The sequence below is a fragment of the Streptomyces sp. NBC_01216 genome, assembly GCF_035994945.1.
Classification (GTDB): Bacteria; Actinomycetota; Actinomycetes; order Streptomycetales; family Streptomycetaceae; genus Streptomyces.
In genome coordinates, this window is sequence record NZ_CP108677.1 from 3,289,725 (window position 1) to 3,308,324 (window position 18,600).

General features: G+C 69.7%; 11 protein-coding genes, 4 tRNA genes and 1 other RNA gene. 8 read left to right on the plus strand and 8 right to left on the minus strand.

Going from position 1 to position 18,600, the window contains the following annotated elements:
• Nucleotides 1-45: 45 nt before the first annotated feature.
• The 4 genes from OG393_RS14345 to OG393_RS14360 all read left to right on the plus strand — a co-directional run bounded on the left by OG393_RS14345 (nt 46) and on the right by OG393_RS14360 (nt 1,070).
• Nucleotides 46-399: a histone-like nucleoid-structuring protein Lsr2 gene (locus tag OG393_RS14345; RefSeq protein ID WP_327375048.1), complete on the plus strand. Its 354-nt coding sequence runs from the start codon at nt 46-48 to the stop codon at nt 397-399.
• A gap of 199 nt (nt 400-598) precedes the next feature.
• Nucleotides 599-670, plus strand: a tRNA-Gly gene (locus OG393_RS14350).
• 79 nt (nt 671-749) lie between these two features.
• Nucleotides 750-822, plus strand: a tRNA-Gly gene (locus OG393_RS14355).
• Between the two features lie 175 nt (nt 823-997).
• Nucleotides 998-1,070 (plus strand) — tRNA-Gly (locus tag OG393_RS14360).
• A gap of 51 nt (nt 1,071-1,121) precedes the next feature.
• On the opposite strand, the gene OG393_RS14365 is transcribed toward OG393_RS14360, so the two are convergent.
• From OG393_RS14365 to ffs, 6 genes are all read right to left on the minus strand, one after another.
• A complete protein-coding gene (locus OG393_RS14365; RefSeq protein ID WP_327375049.1) occupies nt 1,122-2,033 on the minus strand; it encodes a phosphoribosylaminoimidazolesuccinocarboxamide synthase in 912 nt (303 codons plus the stop codon).
• Nucleotides 2,034-2,109: 76 nt separating this feature from the next.
• On the minus strand, nt 2,110-3,570 hold the full coding sequence (locus OG393_RS14370) for a N,N-dimethylformamidase beta subunit family domain-containing protein (RefSeq protein WP_327375050.1): 1,461 nt from the start codon (nt 3,568-3,570) through the stop codon (nt 2,110-2,112).
• 476 nt (nt 3,571-4,046) lie between these two features.
• Entirely contained in the window at nt 4,047-5,867 is a 1,821-nt protein-coding gene (locus OG393_RS14375) for a hypothetical protein (protein WP_327378426.1), read from the minus strand.
• A gap of 253 nt (nt 5,868-6,120) precedes the next feature.
• Entirely contained in the window at nt 6,121-7,371 is a 1,251-nt protein-coding gene (gene purD, locus OG393_RS14380) for a phosphoribosylamine--glycine ligase (protein WP_327375051.1), read from the minus strand.
• Between the two features lie 61 nt (nt 7,372-7,432).
• Nucleotides 7,433-9,556 carry a DNA polymerase III subunit gamma and tau gene (locus tag OG393_RS14385; protein WP_327375052.1) on the minus strand — a complete coding sequence of 708 codons (2,124 nt, stop codon included), beginning with the start codon at nt 9,554-9,556 and terminating at the stop codon, nt 7,433-7,435.
• Nucleotides 9,557-9,592: 36 nt separating this feature from the next.
• An RNA gene (gene ffs, locus OG393_RS14390) (signal recognition particle sRNA small type) lies at nt 9,593-9,691 on the minus strand.
• A 108-nt stretch (nt 9,692-9,799) separates the two neighbouring features.
• Here ffs and OG393_RS14395 point away from each other — a divergent pair.
• Nucleotides 9,800-9,887: transfer RNA gene (locus OG393_RS14395), tRNA-Ser, on the plus strand.
• Nucleotides 9,888-10,087: 200 nt separating this feature from the next.
• Here the strand turns inward: OG393_RS14395 and OG393_RS14400 are convergent.
• A complete protein-coding gene (locus OG393_RS14400) occupies nt 10,088-10,843 on the minus strand; it encodes an HNH endonuclease (RefSeq protein ID WP_327375053.1) in 756 nt (251 codons plus the stop codon).
• Complete coding sequence (locus tag OG393_RS14405) at nt 10,840-12,195, minus strand: AAA family ATPase (protein WP_327375054.1); 1,356 nt, start codon at nt 12,193-12,195, stop codon at nt 10,840-10,842. Before OG393_RS14405 ends, OG393_RS14400 begins: the two co-directional genes overlap by 4 nt.
• Before the next feature lie 259 nt (nt 12,196-12,454).
• Between OG393_RS14405 and OG393_RS14410 the strand changes: the two genes are divergently transcribed.
• Genes OG393_RS14410 through OG393_RS14420 form a run of 3 tightly spaced genes read left to right on the plus strand, consistent with a single transcriptional unit; the run spans nt 12,455 to nt 18,572 of the window.
• Complete coding sequence (locus OG393_RS14410) at nt 12,455-15,424, plus strand: DEAD/DEAH box helicase family protein (protein ID WP_327375055.1); 2,970 nt, start codon at nt 12,455-12,457, stop codon at nt 15,422-15,424.
• Nucleotides 15,421-17,025 (plus strand): restriction endonuclease subunit S, encoded by a 1,605-nt coding sequence (locus tag OG393_RS14415; RefSeq protein WP_327375056.1) that lies wholly within the window; start codon nt 15,421-15,423, stop codon nt 17,023-17,025. Before OG393_RS14410 ends, OG393_RS14415 begins: the two co-directional genes overlap by 4 nt.
• Nucleotides 17,022-18,572 (plus strand): class I SAM-dependent DNA methyltransferase, encoded by a 1,551-nt coding sequence (locus tag OG393_RS14420; RefSeq protein WP_327375057.1) that lies wholly within the window; start codon nt 17,022-17,024, stop codon nt 18,570-18,572. Before OG393_RS14415 ends, OG393_RS14420 begins: the two co-directional genes overlap by 4 nt.
• Nucleotides 18,573-18,600: the final 28 nt, after the last annotated feature.

Consider the following 18,600-nt stretch of genomic DNA (forward strand, 5'->3'; position numbering starts at 1 on the left):
AGGCGCCGACAGGGCACGGCGTACCGCAGGAAAGGACCGATATCCGTGGCTCAGCGAGTAGTGGTCACTCTCTTCGACGACATCGACGGCGGAGAAGCAGCGGAAACGGTCACGTTCGGCCTGGACGGGAAGATGTACGAGATCGACCTGAATCCCGCCAATGCAAAGAAACTACGCAAGGCGCTGGCACCCTACCTCGCGGCCGGCCGGAAGCAGACGGGCCGGACGACGGTGGGGCGGGCCGGCGGGCCGGGTGCACCCGTCACTTCGTACAAGCACACCGCGCTCGCCCCCGACCCCGCGGCGGTCCGCGCCTGGGCCCAGTCCCACAAGATGGACGTGCCCGCCCGCGGCAGGATCCCGAAGCGGGTCTACGAGGCGTTCCGCGCGGCCGGGTGAACCGGGTGCGCCATCACTCCGCCCGTGCCGGCGCACCCCCGCACCGAAAGCGTCGCGCCCGCCCGCCCGTACGGACGCGCCCGCGAGGTCCATCGGCACGGCGCCCCCCGGGAACGGATTTGCATTGCACCCCCGCTGATCGGCTAGAGTCTGGATCACGCCGAGGGGCGAGGCCGCAGGGCCGAACCTCACGCAGCGTGCGGGTGTAGTTCAGTAGTAGAACATCCCCCTTCCAGGGGGAAGGCGCAGTGTGCAATTCCTGTCACCCGCTCTGCACCGAAGGACCGACCACTCCGGTGGATCGGGTACAGTGGTGCTCGCACCGCCCGGTGAAAGCCGGTCGGAGGCATGCGGACGTGGCTCAGTTGGTAGAGCATCACCTTGCCAAGGTGAGGGTCGCGAGTTCGAATCTCGTCGTCCGCTCGGAAAAGAAGCCCCGGTTCTCAGGAACCGGGGCTTCTCCGTGTTCCGGGTCCGCGCATCGCGAGGGCGGAGACCGTCCGACCTCGGGCGGACCGGCTGGTGAGGGCCGCCACAGGACCCTTCGGTCCCCGCCACGGAAAACCTTGGGTATAGTTGGCTCCGCGCTACGGCGCATGCGGACGTGGCTCAGTTGGTAGAGCATCACCTTGCCAAGGTGAGGGTCGCGAGTTCGAATCTCGTCGTCCGCTCGGAAAAGAAGCCCCCGGCCCTCTCGGACCGGGGGCTTCTTCGTGTCCGGGCTACGACCAGGACGTGCCGGTCAGCAGCTCGTACGCCTCGATGTACTTGGCACGGGTCGCCTCGACGATCTCCTGCGGCAGCGCGGGCGGCGGCTGCTCGCTCCTGCGGTCCCAGCCGGAGGCCGGCGAGGTCAGCCAGTCGCGGACGAACTGCTTGTCGTACGAGGGCTGGGCGCGGCCCGGCTCCCAGGCCGCGGCCGGCCAGAAGCGGGACGAGTCCGGGGTGAGGACCTCGTCGGCGAGGACCAGACGCCGCCCGTCCGCGGTGTGCTCGAAGCCGAACTCGAACTTGGTGTCGGCGAGGATGATCCCGCGCTCGCGCGCCACGTCGCGGGCCCGCGCGTAGACGGCCAGCGTCGTCTGGCGCAGCAGCGCCGCGGTCTCCGGGCCGACCTGGCGGGCGACCTCCTCATACGACACGTTCTCGTCGTGGTCGCCGACGGCGGCCTTCGTGGCGGGCGTGAAGATCGGCGCGGGCAGCTCGGAACCGTCGCTGAGCCCCTCGGGCAGGGTGAGACCGCAGACCGTGCGGGAGTCCTCGTACTCGAGGAGGCCCGAACCGGTCAGGTACCCGCGGGCCACGCACTCCACCGGGACCATCTCCAGCGACCTGCAGACCAGGGTGCGCCCCTCCCAGTCGGCGGGGGCACCGGCCGGGACGTCCGTGGACAGGACGTGATGGGGTACCAGGTCCCGCAGCAGGTCGAACCACCACAGCGAGAGCCGGGTGAGGACCCGGCCCTTGTCGGGGATCTCGGTCGGCAGTACCCAGTCGTACGCGGACATGCGGTCACTGGCCACCATGACGAGGTCGCCGGCCTCGTTCCGGTAGAGGTCACGCACCTTGCCCGTGTGGAGGTGGGTCAGGCCCGGGACCTGGACAGGTTCGGGCTTTTCTACGAATCCGGACACGGTTCCTCCGCGTAGGTTGATCCAGGAGCGGTTCGATTCTCTCGCACCCGGACGCGGAGCCCGTGGCCGGGCCCGCTCAGTCCCTCTTACAGATGCGGTCCAGCAGATTCGCCGTGGCGCGCTGGATCCGCGCGTCGACATGGCCCGGGCGGTCCAGGGCCGGCGACCAGGCGAAGGTGCCGGAGGCGAACACCCAGGCGCCGGACGGGGCCCGGTACAGCGAGGTCTCCTGGTGGCGCAGGGCGCCGTCGCCGTCCCGGTAGGGCGAGTGGGCGAGCAGGATGCGGCCCTCGTGCTGGGGCAGCGCGGTCCGTGGGAAGTACCGGTCGGCCTCCCCGGCGACCAGCCCCGGGATCTCGTCGCCGTCGCCCGCGCCGGTGGCCTCCCAGAGCCAGTGGTCCGCGTTGCGGACGACCAGGGGGTGCGGCTCGGGCACCCTGCCCGCGTACTGGATGCCGAGGAGCTGCTGCTCGGGCCGGTCGATCTCCCGCCAGAGCGCGGGCTTGCCCGGACCTCGACGCTTGCGGCACGTCAGCAGCCGGTCGGGGACCCCGGACGGGGAGGGCCCCAGCTCCACCTGCCAGTACATGGTGTTGGCGGACAGGAACACGAGCGAGGTGCCCTGTTCGCTGGCCAGCTCGACGGTCCGGCGCATGGGGACGGACCAGTACTCGTCATGGCCGGGGAAGACCAGGCCGCGGTAGCGGGTGGGATCGACCCGGCCCGCGTGCAGGTCGCGGGTCTCGGCGTAGGCGAGGTCGTAGCCGTAGCGTTCGGCCCAGCGGATGAAGTCGTACGCGTGGCCGACGTGCAAGGGCAGCCCGGCGCCGGCGTAGGGCCTGTCGAAGGAGACCGTCGCGGCGGCGTCCTCCTCGCCGAGGAGCCGGCCCTGCTCGTCCCAGGCGTGGTAGAGGCTGGCCCCGGTCCGGCCGTCCTCCGGGTAGAGGTTGTACGCCTGCCAGGTCACGTCCGGCAGGATCAGGAGCAGATCGGCGGGGTGATCGTCCCGGACCGTGAAGGGGATGTGGGAGCGGTGGCCGTCGGCCGTGGTGAGCACGGCGACATACGCGCCGATCGACCAGTAGGCCGGGATCTGGAGGCGCCAGGACTGCCACCAGTGATGGCAGGAGACGGTGCGGTCCGCCGTCAGCGGGGCCGGCTGGACGATCCCCGACAGACGCGGACTGGTGGTGATCTTGGCGGCGCCGTCGCCCGCGTAGTGACCGATGCGGTAGATGTCGACCGAGAACTGCTGCGGCGGGTCCACCGTGATGTGGAAGTCGATCGCCTCGCCGGGTGCCACCGCTCCGTCGGAGGCGAACCCCTTGACCTGGCGGCGGACGTCGTCGGCGGTCCGCGGACCGCCACCCGCACCACGGGCCAGGGTGGCGTCGGCGTACCAGGGGACGACCTGCCCGGTGTCGTCGAAGTAGTTCTCCGACCCGCGCAACCAGGGCAGCGGGCCCTGACCGAAGGGGTCCGTGACGGCATGGGCGAGTGCGCCCGATTCCCACCGCCTGATGTGCTCCGCCCCCATACCGCGCCCCTCCCTCGACTCCCCCGGTTCGTCGGCGGCCCATTCCGGCCGTCGTTGTATGGCTCATTCGGCCTCTGTCAGTGCCGGTCCCCAGCACATCACATAACGCACGCACTCCGTCACCGTTCGTCGCTAATCGACGTGAGTGGAAGACAAGCTTCCGGGGGCGGGGGCGGAGTGGAGGCCGGTCAGGGCGCGTGAGGGCAGGGAAGGCCGGGGTGGCGGCGAGCATGGCCGGCGGGGTGCGGGGGCGGTGGCGGCCGGGACGGGGCCGGGGAGGGGAGGGAGCCCGGCGTAGGTCCCGGTGGCCGGTACCGCTCGGTGCGGGCTGGGTGGGAAGCGGAGCCGGTGCGGGGGTACGCGGGGAGCGGAGCCGGTGCCGGGGGCGGCGCCGTCGGGTCGCTGCCGCCCGCTCGGGGGTGGGGCCGACGGCAGCGGGAACGTCCGCTGCGGAGCCGCGGTCGCGGAGTCCGGTCTCAGACGAGTCGGACGGGCTTCTCCGGGCGGACCCCGGTCGCGGTGAGCCAGGCACGCAGCGGCTCCGGGTCGCCGCCTTCGACGAGAGCCAGGACGCGAGCGGTCAGGTCCGTGTTCCGCTCGCCGCCGACGAGCAGCGCGGGGCCGTCGAGCCAGTCGAGACCGGGTGCGGCGCCCGCGGTGTCGACCGCGGCACAGCAGACCATCGCCGCCACGTGGTCCGCGAGCAGGTCACGTCCGGTGCGGGGCGGCTGGAGCGGGAAGAGCGGCAGCGGTTCGCCGCCGTCCGCCCCGTTGTCGCCCCAGGCTCCTCCGGGCGGGCCGGGGACATGGGCGGGGGGCATCGCCGTCTCCTCGCGGGCGAGCTGTGCGGTCAGCGCGGCGGCGAGGGCGTCGGCGGCGGGGTGCGGCTCCTCGTCCCCCTCGCCTCCCTCGCCTCCCTCGCACACGGCGGCAACGGCGGGGGCGGTGGCCCCGTCGGGCATGCCGTCGGCCCGGTCGCGGAGAGGCTCGTGATCGTCGGACGAGACGTGCAGGGCGCCGTCGGCCGCACCGGTGTCCGGGTCGCCGGGCAGCGCCAGGTGGGCCATCACGCGGGTCAGGGTGGGGCCGTCGGCGGGCCCCGGTTCGCCGCCGCGCTGAGCACCCAGGTCGCCCGCGGGACGGACGCCCAGCTGGTCCAGGACCTGGTGGAGACGGGCGGCGTCGGCACGCCACTTCCGGTCGACGACCTCCTCCGGGTACTGGTCCCAGTCCACCGGGGACCAGTCCGGGCCGGACTCCGCGGGGCCGCCGTGGAAGAGCCGGGCGGCCAGTAGCGACGTGGCCTCGTCGACGGCACCGGGCTGCTCGAGGAGATCGCAGGCCGGACGCTCGCCGAGCCGGGTGGTGAAACCGTCGGCGAGCCGGTCGCGGCGGGAGAGTTCGGACAGGGCGGAGACCACGCCGACGTCCAGCCGGGAGGGCCAGCGCCCCATCCGCCAGGCGGGCAGCGCGACCCTGGTGAGCAGCCGGTCCCAGCCCGCGTAGGCGAGGCCGACCTGCTCCTGGGCGACGATCCGGACGCCGTAGTCCACGGCCTGCGCGCGCTCGGAACCCGCCGCGGCGACCCCTCGCTCCATCTCCAGGGCGTGTCCGCGGCAGCTCCGCAGCAGCACCCGGGCGATCCGGCCGACACCGCGGGCGCCGAGCCGGCTGACGGGGTCGAGTCCGGGACGGCGGGGCGCGGCGACGGCCGCGTCCAGTCCCTGCACGAAGCGGCGCGCCTCGGCTATGTCGGTCTGGGCCGCGGGCCCCGTACCGGCGACGACGGGGGCGAGTACGGCGCGCAGCTCCCCGACGCGCATCCACCAGAGGAAGGGCGAACCGACGACGAGGACGGGGGCGGGGGCGGGGGCGGAACCCCGGGGGCGCCGCCGGCCCCGGCCGTGCGCCGGATGCGTGCGGTCCTCGAGCCAGCTGTCGCAGTCCGGCGTCAGGGCTATGGCGGAGGGCGCGGGCACCCCGAGCCGGTCGGCCAGGTCCCGGACCATCCGGTAGAGATCGGGGGCGGCGCTCTCCGCGAGTTCCACCGTCGGCGTGACGGCGGGCCGGGAACGGGCGACGACCAGTGCCACGGCCGCCGCGACGACCAGGACGACCAGCGCGAGCACGGTCGTCACCCAGCGGGCGGCGCCCCAGCCGGGGCCCGTGAAATGGCCGGTGACACCTCCCGCGTACAGGATCACGGCCGCGGCGGCGGGAAGCAGCGCGGCGCCCAGTGCCCTGCCGCGGACGCGGAGTACGGCGAGGGCCCTGGTGCGCGCGGCGCGCGCTCCCATCTCCTCGCCGACGACGGAACCGGTACCGGACACGCCGTACCTCACCCCCTGCCCTGGTCGGGACTGCCTGTGGCGGTGTTGCTCACTCCCCCACTGTGGCACCCGGCACGGACATCGCAATGCCGGTGGGCCAAGTGCCGGAACGCCTGCGCCGCACCCTAGTTGGGGCGTCGACAGGCGTCATCCGGATGGCCCAGCGTCACTCGATGGAATGGCTTTGGGTAAAGGTGATGGCGTCAGGCGGCCGAGGGGTTCACTCCCCCGCGGCCTTGCGCGCGATGTCCGTGCGGTGCTGCGAGCCGTCCAGGCGGATGCGGCCGACGGCCGTGTAGGCGCGCTCCCGGGCCTCCTTCAGATCGGCGCCGGTCGCCGTGACCGACAGGACGCGTCCGCCGGCGCTCACGATCGCTTCGCCGTCCCGTCGGGTGCCGGCGTGCAGCACGTAGGCGTGCGGGGCGTCCTGCTCCGCGACCTCGCCGAGGCCCTCGATCGGGTCGCCCGTGCGCGGGGTGGCGGGGTAGTCGTGCGAGGCGACGACCACCGTGACGGCCGCGTCGTCACGCCAGTTGAGCGGCGGCTCGTCGTCGAGGGTGCCGTTGGCCGCGTTCAGCAGGACGCCGGCCAGCGGGGTCTTGAGCCGGGCCAGCACCACCTGGGTCTCGGGGTCGCCGAAGCGGGCGTTGAACTCGATGACCCGCACCCCGCGTCCGGTGATCGCCAGACCCGCGTAGAGCAGTCCCTGGAACGGCGTGCCGCGGCGGCGGAGCTCGTCGACCGTCGGCTGCAGGACGGTGGCCAGGACCTCGTCGACCAGCTTGGGGTCGGCCCAGGGCAGCGGCGAGTACGCGCCCATACCGCCGGTGTTCGGGCCCTCGTCGCCGTCCAGCGCGCGCTTGAAGTCCTGCGCGGGAGTCAGCGGCAGGACGGTCACACCGTCGGTGATCGCGAAAAGGGAGACCTCGGGGCCGTCCAGGTACTCCTCGATGACGACCCGGCCGCAGGCGAGCGCGTGGGCGCGGGCCTCGGCGAGTTCGGACGTCACCACGACGCCCTTGCCGGCGGCGAGACCGTCGTCCTTGACGACGTAGGGGGCCCCGAAGGCGTCGAGCGCCTCGTCGATCTCGGCGGGGGTGGTGCAGAGGTAGGAGCGGGCGGTGGGCACGTTCGCGCCCGCCATGACGTCCTTGGCGAACGCCTTGGAGCCCTCCAGTCGCGCCGCCTCACGGGACGGGCCGAAGCAGGGGACTCCGGCCGCGCGGACGGCGTCGGCGACACCGGCGACGAGCGGTGCCTCCGGACCGACGACGACGAGGTCCGCCTGGAGGTCGACGGCGAGTCGCGTGACCGCGCCGCCGTCCAGCTGGTCGACGGGGTGCAGCTCGGCCACCTCCGCGATTCCGGCGTTGCCGGGCGCGCAGTGCAGAGCGGTGACGTCGGGATCGAGGGAGAGAGAGCGGCACAGGGCGTGTTCGCGGGCGCCGCCGCCGATGACGAGGACCTTCACGCCAGCCAGGGTAGCCCGCGGGACGGGATGCCCCTTGTGCGGGCCACCGAGCGAGACGCCCCTACTCGTTCGTGTATTCCTCCACAACGGTGGCTCCGAGCTCGCGCACGATCAGGTCGTGGCCGGAGAGCGCGGAGTCGACCAGGTCGGGATCGTCCTCCTCCGGCACGTCGTCCTCAGGCGCGACGGGCGGCGGCACCGGGCGCGCGGGCGAGGCCGGCGGCGCGCCCGGGGGCTGCTCCCGGACCGGGGGCGGCGCGGCCGGAGCGGGCGCCTGGCGCACGGGCGGGGCGGCCGACGGGGGGGCCGCCTGCTCGAAGGACGGCGCGGGAGGCGGCGAGGAGGCCGGCCGGCCGCCGCCGAAACCGGTCGCGGCGGGCGGCGGCGTGGCACCGCCGGAGGGATCGATGATCGCCTCGATCTTCCACTGGACGTTGAACTGCTCGGCCAGGGCCTGCCGCAGCACGTCCTCGCTGCCGCTGCTCGCGAAGTTGTCACGGGCGCCGGCGTTCAGGAACCCGAGCTGCAGGGTGGTGCCGTCGAAGCCGGCGACCTGTGCGTTCTGGCTGAGCAGGATCCAGGTGAAACGGCGGCGGTTCTTCACGGCTTCGAGGATCGCCGGCCACATGTTCCGGACCTGCGCCGCGCCCTGACCGGCCATGGGCGCGGCGGGGGCCGCCTGGGCGGCGGGGGCGGGCTGCGGCGGGGGCGAACCCTGTGCCGGGGCGTGCGCGGGAGCCTGCGCGGAGGCGGAGGCCCCCGGCCAGGCACCGGGGGCGGCCGCGCCGGGCCAGGCGCCGGGCCGCGGGGCCTCGGCGGGCGGCGTTGCCGGACGGGCGGGGGCCTGGGGCGGAGCCGGAACCTGGGGCGCGGGGGCCTGGTCCGGCTCGACCGTCCGGGGGCCGGGGGCGTGCGTCCGCGCGGCCGGAGGCGGCGGGGCCATCGGCGTGTGCGCGTCGGGGCCGGGCACGTAGCCCAGGGGCGGCGCGGCCGGTGTGGCCGAGAAGACGGGCCCGGGCGCGGCGGCGGCCCCGCGCTCCAGGCGGTCGACCCGGGCCTGCAGCGACCGCTCGTCGTCATAGGCGGCGGGCAGCAGCACCCGCGCGCAGATCAGCTCCAGCTGCAGTCGCGGTGAGGTGGCACCGCGCATCTCGGTCAGTCCGCTGTTGACGAGGTCGGCGGCCCTGCTCAGTTCGGCCGCACCGAACACGGACGCCTGGGCCTGCATGCGCTCGACGACATCGGCCGGAGCGTCGATGAGCCCCTTCTCCGCGGCGTCGGGCACGGCGGCCAGGATCACCAGGTCGCGCAGCCGTTCCAGGAGGTCGGAGACGAAGCGGCGGGGGTCGTTGCCGCCCTCGATGACCCGGTCCACCACTTCGAAGGCCGCCGCGCCGTCGCCCGAGGCGAAGGAGTCGACGACGGAGTCGAGCAGGGAGCCGTCGGTGTAGCCGAGCAGTGACGTCGCCATGGCGTATGTCACACCGTCTTCGGCGGCGGCGGCCAGCAACTGGTCCATGACGGACATCGAGTCACGCACGGATCCGGCACCGGCGCGCACGACGAGGGGCAGCACCCCGTCCTCGACCGGGATGCCCTCGCGACCGCAGACCTCACCGAGGTAGTCCCGCAGGGTGCCCGGCGGGACGAGCCGGAAGGGGTAGTGGTGGGTCCGGGAGCGGATGGTCCCGATGACCTTCTCGGGCTCGGTCGTGGCGAAGATGAACTTCAGGTGCTCGGGCGGCTCCTCGACCACCTTCAGCAGGGCGTTGAAGCCCGCCGAGGTGACCATGTGCGCCTCGTCGATGATGTAGATCTTGTAGCGGCTGGACGCCGGGCCGAAGAACGCCTTTTCCCGCAGGTCACGGGCATCGTCCACGCCACCGTGCGAAGCCGCGTCGATCTCGATGACGTCGATGGAACCCGGCCCGTTGCGCGCCAGGTCGCGGCAGGACTGGCACTCCCCACAGGGGGTGGGCGTGGGCCCCTGCTCGCAGTTCAGACAGCGGGCGAGGATGCGTGCGCTGGTCGTCTTCCCACAGCCACGCGGCCCGCTGAACAGGTACGCGTGATTGACCCGGTTGTTCCGCAGGGCCTGCTGCAGGGGGTCGGTGACATGCTCCTGCCCGATGACCTCGGCGAACGACTCGGGGCGATAGCGGCGGTACAGCGCGAGAGACGACACATCTACGAGGTTATAGGCGCCCACCGACAACCCGGGAACGCAAGCGCCCCCCACGCACCCGCCAGAGCCGACCTACCCTTGCTGCCTTCCGGCCCTGGGGGAGTTCAGTCAGATAGCGCCACGTGAGGGGCTGCGCCCAGGGTACCCGATCCCGAGGGCCGTCCGGTCCCCCGACCCCCACCCCGGGAAGCCGGTCTGGATCACGTTCGCGAGCACCCCTCAGCGTCTTGTATTGTTTGCGGCGGAGGATTCGCCTAGTGGCCTAGGGCGCACGCTTGGAAAGCGTGTTGGGGGCAACCCCTCACGAGTTCGAATCTCGTATCCTCCGCCAGTGCCTCACCGGGCACGTTGTCGAAGGGCCCCACCGTTCGCGGTGGGGCCCTTCGACGTGCGTGGTCTCAGTTTTGGTCTCAGTTGCCGTTCGCCCCTGGTCTGGGGGCCGGCCCTGTGCCCGCTCGGTGCGGCATGGCTCATGGGGCACACACTGAGGAACAGAGACGCCACCACCCGTCACCACCCATGTGCGCTCCCTCACAGAAGGAGGAGCGCACGCAGCTCCTCGTCTCTCAGCAGGGCGAGGACCTGAGGGTCCGTATCCACGAAGATGGCGTCGGCGTTTTCGGAGACGGCCTTGTGCAACGCCGCGTAGCAGACATCGGCGAAGGGCTGGTCTCGCATGCGCCAGACGTGGAAACGCATATCGTCCGGTCGGCCCTCGTCCCGCGCACGTGCCCACTCCTTGAGGTCGCCACCCAGGCTCCGCCAGGCACCTTCCCGGGCCCTTGGGCGCTTCCCCTCATTGAGCCCGCACACGTCGATCGTCCACTGGCCTTTCTTCGAGCCTTCGACCGCGCGGTAGAGGCCACTCTCCAGCTGTAGATCGAGATGCTCCACGGGGTCGTCGCGCGTCGGATCTACAAGGAGGGAGCCGACAAGCCCATCGCTCCTGTGCTGATCTCTCTTGAACCGAGAGTTACAGGTGGAGCAGGCGAGCAGAAGGTTCGGCCAGTAGAACGTCCGGAGCGCACACCGAGACTTGGGAACGAAGTGGTCGACCGTGTCGGCCATGTGGTTGCCGCAGTACATGCAACAGTCCAGGCCCGGGGCCATGGTCTCAAGCTCGTCCTTCACCGGCCGATAGACGTCCCGGCGTACGGTTCTCCGGTCCCACATCCGGTCGGCGTGCTCGATACGTTCGGCTATCGGAGTGCCCGCGAGTTCCTGGGTCAGCCTCACGAGGGAGGATTCCAGTTCGGACGACAGGCGCTGCCGTACGAGTTTGATCACGTACTGCCGGCCCCCCGTCTCCTTGCCCCCAGATCGAGCTCGTCCAGGCGTGTGGACTGCGAGCTTGCCAACTCCCTGCGCAGTTCGCGGAACCTCTGCATCGCCGTGGAGTCGGCCCGCCCCGTCGCAACGTCGTACTCGAGGTCGGCCAATTCCTCCCGCATCGCCTCCGCACGGCGGGAGAACGGCGACTCCAACCCAAAGAAGTCCGACAGAACCGCGTCATCCCCCGTGCCGTAGACGACCCGGCCGTAGATCTTCTCGTCCACTACCTCTGGCGGAACTTGCTCCTCCGGGCCAGGAAGCCTGATCAGCCCACCTGGATCGGCAGCCTGGCAGATGTACGGGCTGTGTGTGCTGACGATGAACTGCACGGCGGGGAAGTGAGCCTTGAACCACTCGCCAATGCGCTGCTGCCAGGACACATGGAGGTGCGCGTCAACCTCGTCGATGAGGACGACCCCTGGGTGAGGCAGATACGGCCGGCCGCCTTCCCGGCGGAGCTCCAAGGTCCCGTAGGCAGCGTGCATCTGCCGTGCAACATCTAGGACAAGCGCGGTGACGGTCCGCAGGCCATCGCTCATGCGCCGCAGTGCGGTGAGCGGGCCCTCACCGTCAACGCGCCGCAGCCACAACCCGCGCGAGGTGACCTCCTCGACGCGGAAGTCCCCTGGCAGCAGCTCGTCGTTGAGGAGTGCGAGCACCGAATCGAGCAGTTGGCCAGCCCCAGCTTCGCCTTCCAGTTGGCGAAGACGCACAGATACGAGCCAATCGACCGACTCTGTAAGTGCCGACTGTTCCTCGAAGAGAGTGCGTAGGGCCGCGGCACGGTCTAGGTTCTGCGCGTTGCGTTCATACAGGCCCGTGCCAGTCAGCCGCCGGAAGGGCCCATACCCCGCGTGAAACCAGCCTGCCGGAGGCGAGGGCGACCACAGCAAGCGGGCAGTCTTGGTGCCCTCGCGAACGGCGAAACTCGCCCGGGTCGGGGGCTGATCGTCGGGGGCAAGCGGCTCCCGGTCGGGTTTCCACAGGACCGCGACCATCAATCGACTGGAGGAAGGAGGAGCCCCGAGGTCGGCCTCCGCCTCGGTACGGAGGGTCAGCTCCGCGGAGCCACGGGTCTGCCCGAACGAGAGATGATCCTCGATCTCGTCATCCAGTCGGCTGGCTCGCTCTGGCCCCGCCAGCGCCAGGGCGATCGTTCTCAGCAGGGTTGTCTTCCCCGAACCGTTCCGCCCTGCGAGGACCGTCCATCCAGCGAAGGTCCCGTCTGGGCGGGTGAAGTCGAGGTCGCAGGCGCGAGCGCCGTGGAACCCACGCACGCCGTCGAGCCGGAGCCTCGTCACATACACCGGACTACCCTTTCCCTGACCTTCCCTGACCTTCCCTGACCTTCCCTGATCCACCGGGCCGCGGGCCCGCCGCAATCTACCGCCCACTGTACGGACGCGCGCTGACAGTGCCCTGTGCCGGTCCGTGGCCGGATCCTGGCGGTCGGCGTCCGCGAGCCCGCGCACGCACCGTACGCGCGTACGCGGGCTGATGTAATGAGTGGGGCTGGCGAGTCGTGACACGTCGGAAGCACGGAGCAACGAAGTACGGGGAGGGGCCGTGAGCGCTGCTGGTACGCAGGCGAGCGACAGAGCCGAGAGGGCTCTGCGCGAAGCCGGATGGCGGGTGTGCGCCCCGCACGAACGTGACCTCAAACCGGACGCAACGGCGGTCCGCGCTGATCACCCGGACACCCCTGATCTCCGTGTCTATCTCCTTTACGTCAATCGCGACCTCAGCGGCCTCGTCGTGGCGGGGGCGGACACAGCTGATCCCCATGACCTGGTCACCGAAGCTGATCGACTCGCCGCGCCGCTCACTGAACAGCACCCCAAGCGAGCCTGGCAGGGACGCCCCTTGGCCTTCCGCTATGGAACCAATGGCTCCGTCTGGCGCTTCCGTAATTCCCTCGACGCCGAATGCCTTGACGGGACACCTGCTCCCGGAGCCCCGCAGGGCGGAGCGCGCAGCCGCTACGTATTCGCGCCGGCCCGCCCGGTCACCATCGCCCGCTGGAAGCGTGAAGCCATACGCGATCCCGAGGCGCCGACCCTGCGGGCCCGGCTGAGGCGGCTACCCGCCATCCTCCTCGACCCACAGCGGCAGCTGTACAACGCTCAGCGCCGCGCCGTCGAGGGCCTGGAACGCTCCTTCGCCGCGGACCGCCCTCGCGCCCTTATCCAGATGGCGACAGGCGCCGGTAAGACGTACACCGTCGTTCAGGCGAGCCACCGGCTACTCAAGCACGCTCAGGCTCACCGGGTGCTGTTCCTCGTTGACCGCAACAACCTGGGCCACCAGGCTTTCCTGGAGTACCGCGACTTTCTTCCGGCAGACTCGAAGAAGCCGCTGCACGCGGAATTCCCGCTCAAGCACCTCTCGGGCGGCAAGTCGGGGCTGGTCGGCTCTGACAAGATCGTGATCACCACGATCCAGCGGCTTTGGTGCAAGCTGTCAGGCCAGGCACCGCCCGAGCCTGGCAGCGAGGACGAGAAGAAGTTCGAGGCGGGTGGCACCGCAGGGCTCGGAGCCGAACTTCCCAAGGTCCATTACTCGGCCGACCTCCCACCCGACTACTTCGACTTCATCGTCATCGACGAGTGTCATCGCTCCATCTATGGGCGCTGGCAACCTGTTCTGGAGTATTTCGACGCGCACATCGTGGGCCTGACCGCGACCCCGATCGGGCCGACGTTCGCCTTCTTCCACGACAACCTGGTAAGCCAGTACACGTTCGATGAGGCCGTCGCCGATGAGGTCAACGTCGACTACGACGTCTACCGCATCTCGACCCGGATCACGCGTGATGGCTCGACGATCCCGGCCGTGACGGAGACAGTCGCACCCGACGGCACGATCGAGCAGGTGAACACCGTCCTGGCTCATGTGAACCGCGTGACGCGTGAGCAACACTGGCGCCAGGAGGACGAGGACGACGAGTACACGCCCGCCGAGCTCAACGCGCGGGTGGAATCCGCCAGCCAGATCCGCACGATCATCCAGACTTTCAAAGACCAGATGTTCACCGAGATCTTCCCGCCGGATGTCGACCCGGAGACCGGTGAAGTGATCCACGAGCGGAAACACGTCCCCAAGACGTTGATCTTCGCAGCAACCGACAAGCACGCCGACTCGATCGTGCGAGAGGTTCTCCGAGCCTGGGGGGAAGGAGATGGATTCTGCAAGAAGATCACCAGTGCGGCAGAGCAGCCGGGCAAGGCTATCCGTGACTTCCGCAACAAGCACGAGACTCGAATCGCTGTCACTGTGGACATGATCGCCACTGGTACCGACATCCCCGCCCTGGAGTGCCTGGTCTTCATGCGGGACGTCCGGACGTGGTCGTACTTCGAGCAGATGAAGGGCAGAGGCGCTCGGACCATCAAGCCGGAGGACCTGAAGAAGGTCACGGAGGATGCTATCCGCAAGGATCGCTTCGTTATTGTCGACACGGTCGGCGTGACCGAGCACTCCATGGTCGACGCGCGGCCCTTGGTCCGGGATGGGCAGCCCGAAATTCCCAGTCTGGAGCGACTCCTCAAAGCATGCGCGGACGGACGTCCGCTGTCGGTCGACGATGTCGCTACCCTGGCTGGCCGCCTGAGCCGCCTCGGGCAGCGCCTAGACGACGACCAGCTCACCCGGATCGAGGGCAGCACAGGCGGGCGGAAGCTGACCGAGCTGGTGACCGAGCTGGTCCTGGCGACCGACCCGGACCGCCTGGCAGGGCGGCGGGTGCGAGCAACGGTGGCGGACGATGAAATCGCACTCGGGCAGGGTGAGAGCCATGAGGAGTCGGCCAACAGCTCGGGCGACGCTGTGGTGACCGAGGCGCTGCGTCCCTTCGTGGAACGCGAGGCGCTGCGCGAAGCCCTGCTGGAGGCTGCCAGGGCCCGCCGCTGGATCAAGATCGACCACCTAAGTCAGGACGGCGGCGTGATCGCCGAGGGCGTGACGGACGTCATGCGCGCCGAGCGAACGATCAAGGACTGGCGCGCGTACATGGAGGATCAGCGGGAACGGTTCACCGACCTCCGGATCGCCTTCGAGCAGCGCCGGCCACTGAGCGAGGTACGAACGCGAATCGAGGAGGTCCTGAGCCTGGTCAGCCCACCGCAGCAGCGCTGGACCGACCAACAGCTGTGGAAGGCATACGTCGACTTCGGCATCGCCCGCGCACGACGGCGCAGGGGCGCAGGTCTGCCTGAGCTGCTGTCGGTGCTGCGGTTCGAGCTGGGACTCGATGGGAACGAGTTCCGGCCATATCGGGATACCGTGGACCTCCGCCTCCAGGAGTGGCTCGCGCGTCAGGAGACGGCGGGGGCAACATTCACAGAGGAGCAGCAAGAGTGGCTGCGGCGCATTGTCGGCGTGGTTGCCACGTCGGCGACCGTATCGCTGGAAGCGCTGGACCAGCATGCGCTGTGCCGGGCAGAGGGCGGCTGGAGCAGGTTCAGGGAGGTGTTCGAGGGAGGCCCGCGAACACCCGATGAACTAATTGACGAATTGGATCGGGAACTGGGTGCGTGAGCGTGGAGAGCAGTGAAGGGGGCCTGGAGGCACCAGGGGGCACGGAGAGCGCGGGGCTGCCGGAGGGGTGGGCCTGGGTCAAGCTCGCGGACATTCTGAGCGAACCCACGACCAATGGCCGCTCAGTGCGGTCGGACGACGACGGTTTCCCGGTCCTCAGGCTCACTGCGCTCAAGCGCGACGGCGTCGACTGCAGCGAGCACAAGCTGGGCGACTGGACGGCTGAGGAGGCTGCGCCCTACCTGATCCAACCGGGCGATTTCCTCGTAAGCAGGGGAAACGGATCGCTCAGCCTGGTGGGCCGGGGCGCCCTGGTCACGTCAGTGACAGAACCTGTCGCGTTCCCAGACACAATGATCCGCATCCGCACCAGCCCAGACCACGTGGACCCGCGATTCCTGGCGCACCTCTGGAGTTCCCCGGCCATCCGTCGGCAAGTCGAGAAGTCGGCCAGAACAGGCACCGGCATCCACAAGGTCAGCCAGGCAGCCGTTCAGGAAGTTGAGTTCGCTCTGCCTCCGACGGCCGAGCAGCACCGCATCGCCGACGCCCTGGACGCACGACTCTCGCATTTGGACAAGATCGAGTCGCGCCTCATGGCTGCCCAGCGGCGTCTGAATCATCTCCGCAACTTCGCCATGACCGCCGCAGCGACGGGTGTCCTGGCCTGGGATGCCGACTCGCAACACCTTCCCATCGCCGGCGCCCCAGGGGTGAAAGACGGCACGCTGCCTCTGCTTGCCTCAGGTTGGCGCTGGACCCGGCTCCAAGACATCGCCGATGTTGTCGGCGGAGTCTCCAAGGACTCCAAGAACCAACACGACCCAGCCCTTCCCGAGGTGCCATACCTGCGCGTGGCCAACGCCCAGCGTGCTCGCCTGGATCTCTCGCAGGTGTCCAAGATCCGCGTTCCGCCAAAGACGCTCGCGAAACTCCGTCTCCGTGACGGGGATCTGCTGATGACCGAGGGCGGCGACCGAGACAAACTCGGACGCGGCTGGATCTGGGCGGACGAGATCGAGGACTGCATCCACCAGAACCACCTCTTCCGCGCCCGGATTCTGGATCAGGCCACGCATCCCAAGCTCCTTGGCTGGTACGTGAATTCAGCCGCACGCTCCTGGTTCGAGGACAACGGCAAGCAGAGCGTCAACCTCGCTTCAATCAGCATCTCCAAGGTCAAGATGCTCCCGGTCCCGGTGCCTCCGCCGGACGAAGCGGAGCAAGCGGGCTTCGTTGAACTGGGTGAGCGAGTCCTAGCGCGCTTCGATCGCCTTGTAAGCGCCTGCGAGAAGGGCCTCGGAAACGCCGCCGCCCTCCGCCGAACCCTCCTCTCCGAAGCCCTTTCTGGCCGCCTCCTTCCTCAGGACCCGGACAACGAGTCCGCAGAGGACCTCCTCAAGCGCATTCGCGCCGAGCGTGAGGCCGCCGAAGTTGAGCGGAAGGCTGCACGAAGGGCGGCCGCCCAAGCCAAACGGAAGCGGCACGTCGGGTCCAAGGCGCCTGCCCCCGCGGACACGCCACCACCGCCTGCCCCCACTTCCGACACCCTCCTCCCCGAGGGCGAACAGGACACCCTCCCCCTGGAGTTCACCGCGTGAAGCTGGAAGCTCGCCGTCTCGTCGACCGGCTCTGGAACTACTGCAACGTACTGCGCGACGACGGCGTCTCAAGCCTTGAGTACCTGGAGCAGCTCAGCTTCTTGGTGTTCCTCAAGATGGCCTCCGAGATGGAGGAAGCTGGCAAGCCCCTCTCCGAAGACAAGCGGCGCCACGTCCTGCCCGATACCGAGGAGTGGCGCGGTCGAGGGTGGCCGGAGCTGCTGGACCTCACGGGCAGCGCGCTGGAGGAGGAGTACACCCAGCTGCTCGCCGACCTTGGCAAGCAGGACGAGGGCCAGAACACCACCCTGGGCCTGATCTTCCGCCGGGCCCGCAACCGCCTGCAGAACCCGGCTAACCTCCGCCGCCTCATCGTGGACCTGATCGACAAGGAAGACTGGTTCAGCGCCAGCAAGGACATCAAGGGCGACGCCTACGAGGCGTTGATCGCCCGCTCCGCCGAAGACACCAAGGCCGGCGCCGGGCAGTACTTCACGCCCCGAGTCCTCATCGAGTCCATCGTGCGGTGCATGCGACCCGCTCCAGAGGACACGATCACGGACCCGGCCTGCGGAACCGGGGGCTTTCTGCTCGCAGCGCACGACTACATCGTGCAAGAGTACGGCGATGACATGTCCACGGAGGAATCCGCCCGTTTCGACGAAGGCGCCATCTGGGGCACTGAACTCGTCCCAGCGACGGCTCGCCTCGCGGCGATGAACCTGCTTCTCCACAAGATCGGCCGCCCAGACGGCAAGCCCCTCATCCACGTGGAGGACGCACTCGCCAAGCCTCCCGCCAAGCGCGCCTCGATGGTCCTTGCCAACCCGCCCTTCGGCAAGAAGTCCTCGATTGTGATCACCAACATCGACGGCTCGGTCAGCCGCGAGGACATGTCGTACCACCGCAAGGACTTCTGGGAGACGACTACCAACAAGCAGTTCAACTTCGTCCAACACATCGCGAATCTGCTGACCGACAATGGACGGGCTGCAGTGATCCTCCCGGACAACGTCCTCTTCGAAGGCGGCCGAGGGGCGAGCATCCGCCGCGAACTACTCAAGCGCTACAACCTCCACACCATGCTGCGCCTGCCCGCCGGCATCTTCTACGCGGGCGGAGTGAAGGCCAACGTCCTATTCTTCGATGCCGCCCCGCCCCGCCGCAGCGACGATGAGCCCCCGCACACCAAGCAGCTGTGGGTGTACGACCTGCGCACTGGTAACCGCTTCACTCTGAAGCAAAACCCGCTGCTTCCGGGGCACCTCGAGGACTTCGAGAAGCGTGCGTTCGGCGTCGGAGAGTGTGCTCTTGACACCGCCATCGCCCGCCGTGAGTCCGAGGGGCGCCTCCAGGTGTTCGACGGCGCCGAACTCGTTACCACGAAGGACGTCAACCTCGATATCGGCCTGATCGAGTCGGATGCGGCGGAGGCCAAGTCTCTAACCGAGTTGACGCTCGCGCTCTCCGCGGACCTGCGCGGAGCTCTGGCCGAACTGGAGAGCCTGGCAGCAGACCTGAACGTGAAGCTGTCGTCATCGGCGTGACAGCTGAGGCAAACGAGCCCTGTCCAAG